This window comes from Rhodococcus sp. K11/5, from assembly GCF_055193735.1.
The window spans coordinates 2710718-2723877 of the sequence record NZ_CM143721.1 but is presented as its reverse complement, the minus strand read 5'-3'; the positions used below and the strand labels follow the sequence as shown (position 1 = coordinate 2723877).

At 68.5% G+C, this 13160-nt stretch carries 13 protein-coding genes; all 13 read left to right on the top strand.

From position 1 onward, the window contains the following. Positions 1-38: 38 nt before the first annotated feature. The gene (locus ACY466_RS12850) at positions 39-2477 is read left to right on the top strand and encodes a [protein-PII] uridylyltransferase (RefSeq protein ID WP_463245759.1); all 2439 of its coding nucleotides are present in this window, start codon (positions 39-41) and stop codon (positions 2475-2477) included. 90 nt (positions 2478-2567) lie between these two features. Continuing rightward, on the top strand, positions 2568-4118 hold the full coding sequence (gene ffh, locus ACY466_RS12845; RefSeq protein ID WP_463245758.1) for a signal recognition particle protein: 1551 nt from the start codon (positions 2568-2570) through the stop codon (positions 4116-4118). 16 nt (positions 4119-4134) lie between these two features. Then, positions 4135-5211, top strand: a complete 1077-nt coding sequence (locus ACY466_RS12840; protein ID WP_463252275.1) for an amidohydrolase family protein — start codon at positions 4135-4137, stop codon at positions 5209-5211. Positions 5212-5430: 219 nt separating this feature from the next. Then, entirely contained in the window at positions 5431-5910 is a 480-nt protein-coding gene (rpsP, locus tag ACY466_RS12835) for a 30S ribosomal protein S16 (RefSeq protein WP_463245757.1), read from the top strand. Further along, entirely contained in the window at positions 5907-6152 is a 246-nt protein-coding gene (locus tag ACY466_RS12830) for an RNA-binding protein (RefSeq protein WP_463245756.1), read from the top strand. Before rpsP ends, ACY466_RS12830 begins: the two co-directional genes overlap by 4 nt. Positions 6153-6169: 17 nt before the next feature. Continuing rightward, entirely contained in the window at positions 6170-6715 is a 546-nt protein-coding gene (gene rimM, locus ACY466_RS12825) for a ribosome maturation factor RimM (protein ID WP_463245755.1), read from the top strand. Between the two features lie 13 nt (positions 6716-6728). After that, positions 6729-7436 (top strand): tRNA (guanosine(37)-N1)-methyltransferase TrmD, encoded by a 708-nt coding sequence (gene trmD / locus ACY466_RS12820; RefSeq protein WP_463245754.1) that lies wholly within the window; start codon positions 6729-6731, stop codon positions 7434-7436. 11 nt (positions 7437-7447) lie between these two features. Continuing rightward, positions 7448-9778 (top strand): Tex family protein, encoded by a 2331-nt coding sequence (locus ACY466_RS12815; RefSeq protein WP_463245753.1) that lies wholly within the window; start codon positions 7448-7450, stop codon positions 9776-9778. A gap of 60 nt (positions 9779-9838) precedes the next feature. Then, positions 9839-10669, top strand: coding sequence for a hypothetical protein (locus ACY466_RS12810; RefSeq protein ID WP_463245752.1), 831 nt, complete (start codon positions 9839-9841; stop codon positions 10667-10669). 197 nt (positions 10670-10866) lie between these two features. After that, a complete protein-coding gene (gene rplS, locus ACY466_RS12805; protein ID WP_463245751.1) occupies positions 10867-11208 on the top strand; it encodes a 50S ribosomal protein L19 in 342 nt (113 codons plus the stop codon). Between the two features lie 62 nt (positions 11209-11270). After that, complete coding sequence (gene lepB, locus ACY466_RS12800; protein ID WP_463245750.1) at positions 11271-12035, top strand: signal peptidase I; 765 nt, start codon at positions 11271-11273, stop codon at positions 12033-12035. Positions 12036-12094: 59 nt separating this feature from the next. After that, positions 12095-12841: a ribonuclease HII gene (locus ACY466_RS12795; RefSeq protein ID WP_463252274.1), complete on the top strand. Its 747-nt coding sequence runs from the start codon at positions 12095-12097 to the stop codon at positions 12839-12841. Continuing rightward, on the top strand, positions 12838-13143 hold the full coding sequence (locus ACY466_RS12790) for a DUF2469 domain-containing protein (protein ID WP_027505026.1): 306 nt from the start codon (positions 12838-12840) through the stop codon (positions 13141-13143). Before ACY466_RS12795 ends, ACY466_RS12790 begins: the two co-directional genes overlap by 4 nt. The last annotated feature ends 17 nt before the right edge of the window (positions 13144-13160 follow it).

Sequence of the window (13160 nt, the reverse complement as noted above, 5' to 3'; positions counted from 1 at the left end):
ACTGTTTTCACCGACCGAGCAACGATGGAGGATGCGCCGTGAGTGGTTCCGATGCAGCAGCCGATCTGGTCCGCGCGCGATCACAACTGCTCGCCGGGCAGGGAAAGAACCGACGTCTCGATGCTCCGTCGCTACGGGACGCCCTGGTCGACCTGCACGAGTTCTGGTTGACCACCAAGGGTTCCGAGCTGGGAATCAAGCCGGACAGCGGCTTTGCCATCGTCGCGGTCGGCGGACTCGGCCGTCGGGAGATGCTGCCGTGGTCGGATCTCGATCTGGTCCTGCTGCACGACGACGTCGAACCCTCGCTGGTCGGCCATGTCGCGGACCGACTCTGGTACCCGCTGTGGGACGCGCACATCAAGCTCGACCACAGCGTGCGGACGGTTCCGCAGGCTCTGTCCGTCGCGGCGGAGGACATGACCGCGGCGCTCGGTCTCCTCGACGCCCGCCACATCGTCGGCGACACGGAACTGAGCACCGCGCTGATCGAAGGGGTTCGCCGACAGTGGCGCATCGGCCTGCGGGACCGATTCGACGAGCTGGTCGCGCTCACCCGAACGAGGTGGGGACGCAGCGGCGAGATCGCCCATCGGGCCGAGCCCGATCTCAAGAGCGGTCGCGGTGGACTCCGGGACGTGCAGTTGCTCGACGCGCTGTCCATCGCCCAGCTGACCGACGCGATGCCGGGTCTGGGGCCCGAATCACCCGGTGGTGGGCTGGATTTCGCGCACCGTCGCATTCTCGACGTTCGCACCGAGCTGCACCGGGTGGCCGGCCGGGCCCGAGATCAACTGCGCGCCCAGGACGCCGACGAGATCGCCGCCGCGCTCCGTATCGGTGACCGCTTCGATCTCGCTCGGGTGCTGAGCGATTCGGCGCGGACCATCGTCTATTCGACGGACGTCGGGCTGCGGACCGCGGGGAACGCCGTTCCGCGACGGGGACTGTCGCGGTTGCGTCGAACCCCGATCCGTCGGCCGCTGGACGAGGGCGTCGTCGAGCACGCCGGTGAGGTGGTGCTGGCCAGGGACGCACGGCCGACCAAGGACCCGGGACTGATCATGCGCGTGGCCGCGGCGGCCGCGACCACCGGAATGCCGATGTCGGCGTCCACGCTGGGCCGACTGTCCGACAGCGCGCCGGAGTTGCGCGAGCCGTGGCCGAAGGAGGCCCTGAACGATCTTCTGGTGGTGCTCGGCTCGGGTCGCCGGTCGATCGGCGTCGTCGAGGCACTCGACCGCACCGGCCTGTGGGGCCGGCTTCTCCCCGAATGGGGTGCGGTGCGCGATCTCCCGCCGCGCGACGCCGTGCACACGTGGACGGTGGACCGGCACCTCGTCGAGACCGCCGCGTACGCGAGTGGATTCACCACCCGGGTGGCACGGCCGGACCTGTTGGTGCTCGGCGCTCTGCTGCACGACATCGGCAAGGGTCGCGGCGGCGATCACAGCATCGTCGGCGCCGAATTGGCGACGCAGATCGGTCGACGACTCGGGCTGTGGCCCAACGACATCGCCGTGCTCGAAGCCATGGTGCGCCACCACCTTCTGCTGCCGGACACCGCGACCAGACGTGATCTGGACGATCCCGCCACCGTCCAACGTGTCGTCGACGCGTTGGACGGTGACCCGATCCTGCTCGAACTCCTGCATGCGCTCGCCGAGGCCGATTCGCTGGCCACCGGTCCCGGGGTCTGGGGGGACTGGAAGTCCTCGTTGATCGGCGAACTCGCGCGCCGGTGTCGTGTGGTGATGGCCGGTGAGCAGTTGCCCGTGCCGGATCCGATCGACCCGGCTCTCGCCGGACGCGTCGCCGACGGCGACATCTCGGTGGATCTGCATCCTGCGGACAGCCCGCACACCTTCGAGGTCATCGTGACCGGGCCGGACCGTCTCGGGCTGCTGTCCAACGCCGCCGGAGTCCTCGCCCTCGCCTCGCTTCGGGTGTTGTCGGCGTCGGTGGCCGGGCACGGCGGGCACGCGCTCAATCGTTTCGTCGTCACGCCCACGTTCGGTGCGCCCCCACCTCCGGGTCTGTTGCGTCAGGAACTGATCCGCGCCCTCGACGGGGACCTCGACCTGGCGGCGCAGCTCGACGCGCGGGAGGAGGCGGCGCGGGCGGCAGCGGAACCGGAAGTCGGCGCACCCGAGACGTCCGCGGTTCCGCTCTACTCCGAGGCGCCGCCGCGGGTGTTGTGGTTCGACGGCGCCGAGAACGGCGACATGGTCGTGGAGATCCGGGCGGAGGATCGACTGGGCCTGCTGTGCCGACTGGCGTCGACGTTCGAGCGGCACGGTGCGGACGTCCGATGGGCGAAGGTGGCCACCCTCGGATCGTCGGTGGTGGACTCGTTCTGCATCGGTTCCGTCGACTCCGGGGACGGAACGCGTGTGAACCGCGACGAACTGGAACGAGGATTGCTCGCCGTCGTGCCGTCACCGCGGCCGCGGGAGGTGGAGACCACCGATACCTGACACCCCGGCCGGACGTCCACCGACCGGTCGAGCGGTTAGGGTGGGGCCTGGAACTGTCATGTGTTCTCGCGATTTTCAGGAGCCTCATCGGTGTTCGAATCACTTTCCGACAGACTGACCGGAAGCCTCAAGGACCTGCGGGGCAAGGGTCGGCTCTCGGGCGCCGACATCGACGCGGTGTGCCGCGAGATCCGTCTCGCGCTCCTCGAGGCCGACGTCGCCCTCCCGGTCGTGCGCGCCTTCATCACCCGAATCAAGGAGCGCGCCAAGGGCGCCGAGGTCTCGGCCGCCCTCAACCCGGCGCAGCAGGTCGTCAAGATCGTCAACGACGAACTGGTCGGCATCCTGGGCGGCGAGACTCGCCGCATCGCCTTCGCGAAGAACCCGCCGACGGTGATCATGCTCGCGGGTCTGCAGGGCTCCGGTAAGACGACCCTCGCCGGCAAGCTCGCGAAGTGGCTGCGCGATCAGGGCCACACCCCTCTGCTGGTCGCCTGCGACCTCCAGCGACCGGGTGCGGTCAGTCAGCTGCAGATCGTCGGTGAACGCGCCGGCGCGCACGTCTTCGCCCCGCACCCCGGGACGTCCATCGGCGGCGGTGACAACGCGCTGGGCATCACGGCCGCCGATCCGGTCGAGGTGGCGCGGGCGGGTGTCGCCGAGGCGCGGGCCAAGCAGTACGACGTGGTCATCGTGGACACCGCCGGCCGCCTCGGTATCGACAGCGAGCTGATGGGGCAGGCGGCGGGCATCCGCGACGCCACGAACCCCGACGAGACGCTGTTCGTGCTCGACTCGATGATCGGCCAGGACGCCGTCAGCACGGCGGAAGCGTTCCAGGACGGCGTCGGTTTCACCGGTGTCGTGCTGACCAAGCTCGACGGTGACGCCCGCGGTGGCGCGGCGCTGAGCGTCCGCGAGGTCACCGGACGCCCCATCATGTTCGCGTCCACGGGCGAGAAGCTCGAGGACTTCGACGTCTTCCACCCGGACCGTATGGCCAGCCGGATCCTCGGCATGGGCGATCTCCTCAGCCTGATCGAACAGGCCGAGGGCGTCTTCGATCAGCAGCAGGCCGAGGACACCGCCGCGAAGATCGGCTCGGGCCAACTCACGCTCGAGGACTTCCTCGAGCAGATGATGGCCATCCGCAAGATGGGCCCCATCGGAAACCTGCTGGGCATGCTGCCGGGCGCCGCCGGCATGAAGGACGCGCTGTCGCAGGTCGACGACAAGCAGCTCGACAAGGTCCAGGCGATCATTCGCGGCATGACGCCGGCCGAGCGGGCGGATCCGAAGATGATCAACGCCTCTCGCCGCCTGCGGATCGCCAACGGCTCGGGCGTCAAGGTCTCCGACGTCAACCAACTCGTCGATCGCTTCTTCGAGGCCCGCAAGATGATGGCGTCGATGGCCGGTCGGATGGGCATGCCCGGTGCGCGAAAAGCCAACCAGCGCAAGGTCAAGGGAAAGAAGGGCAAGAAGGGTGGTCGCGGTCCCACGCCGCCGAAGGTGCGGGGTGGCATGCCGGGTATGCCCGCGGGTATGCCGGATCTGACGGGGATGCCGAAGGGCACCGATGCGCTGCCACCGGGTCTCGAGGGGTTCGACCTGTCCAAACTGAAGTTGCCGAAGAAGTAGGCCGGACCGCGTGCGGATCACCCCGAGCCTGCACCTGAACGGTGTCGTGCTGCCCGACGGTGCCCGGGCCGACGTCTGGGTCCGGGACGGTCTCGTCTCCCTCGAACCGGTTCCGGGTGCCGTGACGGTGGGGTCCGGGGGCTGGATCGTCCCGGGGCTGGTCGACGCACACTGCCACGTCGGTATCAAGTACGGCGGGGGTCACGAGGACGCGGACGGCACCGTCGCTCAGGCCACGAGAGAACGGTCGGTGGGGGCGCTGCTGTTGCGGGATGCGGGGTCGCCCGTGGACACGCGTGACCTCGACGACCACGAGGACCTGCCGAAGATCATCCGCGCGGGCCGCCACATCGCGATGCCGAAGCGCTACATCCCCGGCCTCGCCGTGGACCTCGAGGACGAGTCCCAGCTTCCCGAGGCCGTCGCGCAGCAGGCACGTGCGGGCGACGGCTGGGTGAAGCTGGTGGGGGACTGGATCGATCGCGGTGTCGGCGACCTCGCACCGCTGTGGAACGACGCGATCCTGAAGGACGCCGTCGACGCGGCGCATCGCGAGGGTGCTCGGGTGACGGCCCACGTCTTCGGGGAGGACGCCCTGCCCGGACTGATAGCGGCGGGCATCGACTGCATCGAACACGGCACGGGGCTGACCGACGACACCATCGAGATGATGGTCGAACACGGAACCGCCCTGGTTCCCACGCTCATCAACATCGAGACGTTCCCGGACATCGCCGCGTCGGCGGGCAAGTATCCGATCTACGCGCGGCACATGCGTGATCTGCACGCTCGGGTCGCGGACACCGTCGGGCGCGCGCACGATGCCGGGGTGCCTCTGTACGCCGGCACGGACGCCGGCGGCAGCATCGAGCACGGCCGCGTCGCCGACGAGGTGGCAGCCCTGGTGGGCGTCGGAATGTCGCCGACCGATGCCCTCGGTGCGGCGAGTTGGAACGCCCGCCGGTGGCTCGGGCACGCGGGAATCGACCACGGTGCCCCCGCGGACCTGGTCTTCTACGAGAACGATCCCCGGATCGGTGCCGAGGTTCTGGCCGCCCCGGACGTCGTCGTCCTGCGCGGACGCGCGTACTGATCGCCTCCGAGCCGGCGAGTCCGGACCGGGTGACTTCCCGTGCGTCGAGGGTCTCTGGCAAGATGTACCCCTGTTCGCCCGTCTGCGGTTCCGTACCGCGCGGCGGTCACAACACCCATCCACCGCAAAACCGGATGCGCACGCCACGCGCATCGCCGAATTGCGTCGTGACCACTGATCGCGCCTCGCGCGGTCGCAACGAAAGAGGATCGTCTTCACATGGCTGTCAAGATCAAGCTCACCCGGCTCGGCAAGATCCGGAACCCGCAGTACCGCATCGTCGTCGCCGATGCCCGCACCCGCCGCGGCGGTCGTGCCATCGAGACCATCGGCCGGTACCACCCGAAGGAAGAGCCGTCGCTGATCGACATCGACTCCGAGCGTGCGCAGCACTGGCTCGCCGTCGGAGCGCAGCCGACCGAGCCGGTCGCCGCTCTCCTGAAGATCACCGGTGACTGGCAGAAGTTCAAGGGCCTCCCGGGTGCCGAGGGCACGCTGAAGGTCAAGGAGCCCAAGCCCTCCAAGCTCGATCTGTTCAACGCCGCTCTCGCACAGGCCGACAACGAGCCCGCCGGCGAGGCCACCACGCCGAAGAAGAAGAAGGCCGCCAAGGCCGAGTCCGACGCTCCGGCCACCGAGTCCGACGCTCCGGCCGACGAGACCGCCGACACCGCGACGGCCGAGTCCACGGACAAGTGAGCACCGTCGTCGCCGACGCCGTCGAGCATCTCGTTCGCGGCATCGTCTCCAATCCGGACGACGTTCGGGTCGAGATGATCACCGGGCGCCGCGGCCGGACCGTCGAGGTGCACGTGCACCCCGATGATCTGGGCAAGGTGATCGGTCGCGGTGGCCGCACCGCCACCGCCATCCGCACCCTGGTGGCCGGCATCGGCGGCCGCGGTATCCGCGTCGACGTCGTCGACACCGACCAGTCCTGATCGGTTCGGAGCCGAGTATGGAACTGGTCATCGGCCGGATCGCCAAGTCGCACGGTGTCAAGGGCGAGGTCGTCGTCGAGGTCCGAACGGACGACCCGGACGAGCGTTTCGCCGTCGGGACCGTGCTGCGAGGTCGGGCGCGGCGCTCGACCGTCACCGACGAGTACACCGTGGAAGCCGCCCGGGATCACTCCGGGCGGCTTCTGCTGCGTCTCGAGGGAATCACCGACCGCACGCAGTCGGATGCGTTGCGCGGGACTCTCTTCTACGTCGACACCGCAGACCTGCCGCCGTCGGAGGACCCGGACGAGTTCTACGACCACGAGCTCGAGGGCATGACGGTGCGCTACGCCGCCGGACACGCACTCGCCGGTGAGATCGTCGGCGAGGTCGTGGAAGTGTTGCACTCGGCGGCGGGGGAGCTGTTGTCGGTCAAGCCGGCCGACCCCGACCGGGGCCGAGAGTTGTTGATTCCCTTCGTGTCCGCAATCGTCGTCGCGGTCTCGCGCGAGAACGCGACTGTGGACATCGATCCTCCCGACGGTCTCCTGGATCCGGAGTGAGGGTCGACGGGGCATGACTCTTCGACTGTCCGTCGTCACGATCTTCCCCGAGTACCTCGAACCGATGCGCACGGCGTTGTTGGGCCGGGCGATCGAACGCGGCCTGGTCTCCGTCGACGTGCACGATCTGCGGCACTGGACCCACGACGTGCACAAGGCCGTCGACGACTCCCCGTACGGCGGCGGTCCCGGCATGGTGATGAAGCCGACCGTGTGGGGTGACGCACTCGACGAGGTCACCCGCGATTCGGACCCCGTGCTGGTGGTGCCGACCCCGGCGGGGGTGCCGTTCACACAGTCCACCGCGACGCGGTGGGCGAACGAGAATCACCTGGTGTTCGCCTGCGGGCGGTACGAGGGGATCGATCAACGAGTGTTCGATGACGCGTCTCGGCGCCTGCGGGTCGAAGAGGTCAGTATCGGCGACTACGTTCTGATCGGCGGCGAAGCCGCGGTCCTGGTGATGGCCGAGGCCGTGACCCGGTTGCTTCCGGGAGTACTGGGCAATCAGCTCTCGCACCAACAGGATTCGTTCTCCGACGGCTTGCTCGAGGGCCCGTCCTACACCCGCCCGGTGTCCTGGCGCGGGCTCGACGTGCCCCCGGTTCTGCGGTCCGGTGACCACGCCGCGATCGCGGCCTGGCGGGACGAACAGTCCCGACGCCGGACGGCCGAGCGTCGGCCGGACCTCCTCGAGCGCCGGCCGCCGCCCGGCCGGTAGGGTCCATCGCCGTGACGACTGCTCCGAAATCCGTGAACCGACGCATTGCCGACGAACTCGAGATCAGCGAGGAGCGGGTGCGCGCCGCGGTCGATCTGCTCGACGGCGGGGCGACCGTGCCGTTCATCGCCCGGTACCGCAAGGAGGCGACCGGGACTCTCGACGACAATCAGCTGCGACTGCTCGAGGAACGGCTGCGCTACTTGCGCGAACTCGACGAGCGCCGAGCCGCCGTACTCGAGTCCATTCGCGGTCAGGGCAAGCTCGACCCCGAGCTCGAGGCACAACTTCTGGCCGCCGACACCAAGGCCCGGCTCGAGGACATCTACCTTCCGTTCAAGCCGAAGCGACGCACCAAGGCGCAGATCGCCCGCGAAGCCGGGCATCAACCCGTGGCCGACGCACTGTTCGGCGATCCGTCGACGGATCCGGCGACCTTCACCGCCGAGCAGCTCGACGGTGCCCGCTCCATCCTGGTCGAACACTTCGCCGAGGACGCCGACCTGCTGGGGGAACTGCGGGAACTGATGTGGACGCGCGGGCGACTCACCGCGAAGGTGCGATCGGGGAAGGAGACCGAGGGCGCGAAGTTCGCCGACTACTTCGACTTCTCCGAGCCGTTCACCAAGGTTCCCTCGCACCGCGTTCTCGCCGCCCTGCGTGGTGAGAAGGAGGAAGTGCTCTCGCTCTCCGTCGAACCGGACGCCGCCCCGGACGAGGACGCACCGAAGGGCGTTCCGACCCTGTACGAGGCGCGCATCGCAGCCCGCTTCGGGATCGCGGATCGCGGTCGGCCGGCGGACCGATGGCTGCTCGACACGGTGCGATGGGCCTGGCGCACCAAGCTTCTCGTGAGTCTGGGTATCGACACCCGCATGCGCCTACGGCAGTCCGCCGAGGAGGGAGCCATCGAGGTCTTCGCCTCGAACCTCGGAGACCTGCTTCTCGCGGCGCCGGCCGGCAGCCGGACCACCATGGGCCTCGACCCCGGCTACCGTTCGGGCACCAAGGTCGCGGTGGTCGACGCGACGGGCAAGGTGGTGGACCACGACACCGTCTATCCGCACAAGCCCCAGGGGAAGTGGAACGACGCGCTCGCCCGGCTCGCGGCGCTGGCCGCGAAGCACGACGTGGACCTGATCGCCATCGGCAACGGCACCGCCTCGCGGGAAACCGATGCGTTGGCCGCGGAGCTCATCGCGTCGAACCCGGACGCGACGTTGACCAAGGCGATGGTGTCGGAGGCGGGGGCGTCGGTGTACTCCGCCTCGGAGTACGGCTCGCGCGAGCTGCCCGATCTGGACGTGTCGATCCGCGGCGCGGTCTCCATCGCGCGGCGCCTGCAGGATCCGCTCGCCGAGTTGGTGAAGATCGATCCGAAGTCCATCGGTGTGGGTCAGTACCAACACGACGTGTCGGAGTCCCTGCTCGCGAGGTCGCTCGGTGCGGTGGTGGAGGACGCCGTGAATGCGGTCGGAGTCGATGCGAACACCGCGTCGGTTCCGCTGCTCGCCCGCGTCTCGGGGGTCACGACGTCGCTGGCGGAGTCGATCGTCGCGCACCGGGACCGCAACGGGCCGTTCCGCAGCCGGTCGTCGCTCACCGAGGTGCCTCGCCTCGGGCCGAAGGCCTTCGAGCAGTGTGCCGGCTTCCTGCGGATCTCCGGCGGAGACGATCCGCTGGACCGATCGAGCGTGCACCCCGAGGCGTACCCGGTGGTGCGTCGTATCGCCGAGCGCGCCGGTGTCGGCGTCCGGGAGGTGATCGGCAACTCGCGGGTGTTGCGCGAGGTGCGCCCACAGGAGTTCGTCGACGACCGCTTCGGCCTTCCCACCATCACCGACATCCTCGCCGAGCTCGAGAAGCCCGGCCGTGACCCGCGCCCGGAATTCGCCACCGCCACGTTCAAGGCAGGGGTCGAGAAGGTCGCGGACCTCGAACCGGGCATGGTGCTCGAGGGCGTGGTGACCAACGTCGCCGCCTTCGGTGCGTTCGTCGACGTGGGCGTGCATCAGGACGGTCTGGTGCACGTGTCGGCGATGTCGACGACGTTCGTCAAGGATCCGCGTGAGGTGGTCAAGTCCGGCGACGTCGTGCGTGTGAAGGTGATGGAGGTGGACCTGCCGCGGCAGCGCATCGGGCTGTCGCTGCGACTCGACGACGAGATCGGGGCGGCGAAGTCCGAGGGCGGTCGCGGTTCGGGACGGGCCCGCACCGGCCGGAGCGAATCGGCGGGCCCGAACGCGAAGCGGTCCGCGGGGTCCCCGAAAACCGCCCCGAAATCCGCTCCCGCGTCCGGTTCGATGGCCGATGCCCTGCGTCAAGCGGGCTTCGGGAAGTAGCGGCTCGCGCGCGCAGCCCCGTGGATTGACTGTTCTCCGCACGAGGGAGAAGGTTCCGATATGGACGGCTGGGTGCGCCACATCGTGGCCGAGGGGAGGCTGCCGCTTCTGTGCTTCCTCTCGGGTTTCCTGATCGCCTTCCTGTTCATCCGGCTCAGCGTCAGACTGATTCGCGCCGAGGTCTCGTGGTGGCCGGGCAACGTCACCCCGGGCGGACATCACGTGCACCACGTGGTGTTCGGCGTGGTGTGCATGACCGTCTCGGGCGGCGCCCTCATCACGGTCTACGTCGACGGCAGCCAGACCACCGGCGCGGTTCTCGCCGCGGTGTTCGGCATCGGAACCGCGCTGGTCCTCGACGAGTTCGCACTGATCTTCTACCTGGAGGACGTGTACTGGTCCGCGCAGGGACGGACCTCCGTGGACGCCGTCTTCGTCGCGGTCGCCGTCACGGTCATGGTGCTCTTCGGATTGCGCCCGCTCGAGTTCTTCGACGTCGCCGGTTTCCGTGACGATCCGTCCCCGGGGGTCGTCGTCCTGGTTCTCGCGTTGGCGCTGACGAACCTCGCACTGGCGGTGGTGACGCTGGCGAAGGGCAAGATCTGGACCGGTCTGGCGGGTCTGTTCTTCTTCCCGCTGCTGATCGTGGGAGCGATCCGGCTGAGCCGACCCGGCGCACCCTGGGCACGCTGGCGGTACACCCACCGGCCGGCGCGCATGGTGCGCGCCCTGCATCGGGAGAAGACGCTGCGTCGTCCGGTGGTGCGGGCCAAGATATGGGTGCAGGACGCCATCGCCGGCTCACCGAACGTCGACCACGCGGTCACCGCCGCCGAGGACGAACTGGATCGGGTGGTGGTGCCGGCGCCGCCTCCGGTCGGTCCACGCTGAGCACGGGCGTTCGATTTCCTGCCGGACGGGGGCGTCTGGCACTATGGACGCCGTTGCCTGCGGACGGCGCGCTCCCGCGTGCCCGGATGTCAGGGGACACCATTCGGAGTACGAACCAGTCGAGCACCCCCGGCCCCGTCGGCGGAGGTAGCCGCTCGGGTCCTCTGCTCGAGTTTCGTGACACGCAAGGATGAATTATGAACACTCTGGACTTCCTCGACAACAAGTCGCTTCGCGACGACATCCCCGCGTTCCGCGCGGGAGACACCCTCAACGTCCACGTGAAGGTCATCGAGGGCTCGAAGGAGCGCGTGCAGATCTTCAAGGGCGTCGTCATTCGTCGCCAGGGAGGCGGGGTCCGCGAGACCTTCACCGTTCGCAAGGTCTCGTTCGGCGTCGGCGTGGAGCGTACGTTCCCGGTGCACACCCCGAACATCGCGCAGATCGAGGTACTCACCCGCGGCGACGTGCGTCGCGCCAAGCTGTACTACCTGCGCGAACTCCGTGGCAAGGCCGCGAAGATCAAGGAAAAGCGCTGATCCACCGTCACCGCGCGCCGGTCGGATGACCGGTTCTCCACGGGCATGGCTAACCTGATCTCGTGACAGATCATGCCCGTGGAGACGGTGACGACGGACCCGAGCCGAACCGGACGGAGAAGAAACCACGCTCGTTCTGGCGTGAACTTCCGATTCTCATCCTGGTCGCCCTGGTCCTGAGTTTCCTCCTCCAGACCTTCGTGGCCCGCGTCTATCTGATTCCGTCGGAGTCCATGGAGCCCACCCTGCACGGGTGTCCCGGGTGCACCGGGGACCGCATCGTGGTCGAGAAGATCTCCTCCCACTTCGCCGACCCGCAACCGGGCGACGTGATCGTCTTCCGCGGTCCGGAATCCTGGGACGCCGACTACGTGTCCACGCGATCCGACAACGTCGTCATTCGCGGTGCGCAAGAGCTGGGTTCGCTCGTGGGCCTGGTCGCACCGGACGAGAACGACCTCGTGAAGCGTGTCGTCGCCACCGGCGGGCAGACCGTGGAGTGCTGCGACGAGCAAGGCCGCGTCCTGGTCGACGGAGTGCCGGTCGACGAGCCGTACATCACCATGGACTTCGAGTTCCTGCCGGGCGTGCAGTCCTGCGACACCCCCGTTCGATCCGGTCGCTGCTTCGGACCGGTCACGGTGCCGGAGGGGAACCTCTGGATGATGGGGGACAACCGCAGCAACAGCGCCGATTCACGCTTTCACGTCGCGGACGAGTTCCAGGGCACCGTCCCGGTGGACAACGTCATCGGGCAGGCTCGCGCCATCGTCCTGCCGCCCACCCGGTGGGGTCTGATCGACACCCCGGACATCCAGGGGCCGTGATCACCAGGCTGTCCCGCACGTCGTGGCCGCCGCGTGTCACGATCCGGCGGGCCGGGGGTATGCGCACCATGGAGTCCGCACTGCTCCGGTCCGGACTCGGTCCGGTCGCCGGGGTCGACGAGGCCGGCCGGGGCGCCTGCGCCGGTCCGCTCGTGGTGGCGGCGTGCATTCTCGGTGATCGCGCCCGTACAGCCCTGGATCTGCTCGACGATTCCAAGAAGCTGAGCGAGAAGACCCGAGAGTCGTTGTTTCCCAGGGTGATCCGCTGGGCCACGGCCTACTCGATAGTGACGGTGCCGGCCGAGGAAGTCGATCGGATCGGTATTCACGTGGCCAACATCGAGGGCATGCGACGTGCGGTGATGGGACTGGACCCGACGCCGGGTTACGTCTTGACCGACGGGTTCCGTGTTCCGGGTCTGGCGGTACCGTCGCTACCCGTCATCGGCGGCGACGCCACCGCGGCGTGTATCGCGGCGGCGAGCGTGCTCGCGAAGGTGCACCGTGATCGCATCATGCGGGCGCTGGACACCGAGCTACCCGGGTACTCGTTCTCGGTACACAAGGGGTACAACACGGCGCTGCACACGGAAGCGCTCGCGGCTCTCGGCCCGACGGCGGAGCATCGGCGATCCTGGTCCAACGTGGCGGCCCTGTCGGGTCCGGAGGTCCACCCACGCCGGGTCGGCTGGAACCCGTCGGTCGTGGTGCGCGAAGATGAACTGTCCACCGCCACGACGACGAGCGGCACCGCCGCGTCCGTCGATCGCCGCACCGTGTCCCGAGGAGGATGTCCACGCCGATGAGCGCCGAAGATCTCGAGAAGTACGAAACCGAGATGGAACTCTCGCTGTACCGGGAGTACCGCGACATCGTCGGCCAGTTCACCTATGTCGTGGAGACGGAGCGTCGGTTCTACCTCGCGAACTCGGTGGAGATGATTCCGCGCAACGCGGACGGCGAGATCTACTTCGAGGTGCGGATGTCGGACGCCTGGGTGTGGGACATGTACCGCCCGGCCCGGTTCGTCAAGCACGTCCGGGTGATCACCTTCAAGGACGTCAACATCGAGGAATTGGACAAGCCGGACCTCCGTCTGCCCGAGTAGTACCCCTCAGGCGCTGT

What these genes read in the sequence shown, in the direction of transcription:
- rpsP (WP_463245757.1), top strand. Translation starts at nt 5,431, where the DNA reads ATGGCTGTCAAGATCAAGCTCACCCGGCTCGGCAAGATCCGGAACCCG.
- rimM (WP_463245755.1), top strand. Translation starts at nt 6,170, where the DNA reads ATGGAACTGGTCATCGGCCGGATCGCCAAGTCGCACGGTGTCAAGGGC.
- trmD (WP_463245754.1), top strand. Translation starts at nt 6,729, where the DNA reads ATGACTCTTCGACTGTCCGTCGTCACGATCTTCCCCGAGTACCTCGAA.
- ACY466_RS12810 (WP_463245752.1), top strand. Translation starts at nt 9,839, where the DNA reads ATGGACGGCTGGGTGCGCCACATCGTGGCCGAGGGGAGGCTGCCGCTT.
- rplS (WP_463245751.1), top strand. Translation starts at nt 10,867, where the DNA reads ATGAACACTCTGGACTTCCTCGACAACAAGTCGCTTCGCGACGACATC.
- ACY466_RS12795 (WP_463252274.1), top strand. Translation starts at nt 12,095, where the DNA reads ATGCGCACCATGGAGTCCGCACTGCTCCGGTCCGGACTCGGTCCGGTC.
- ACY466_RS12790 (WP_027505026.1), top strand. Translation starts at nt 12,838, where the DNA reads ATGAGCGCCGAAGATCTCGAGAAGTACGAAACCGAGATGGAACTCTCG.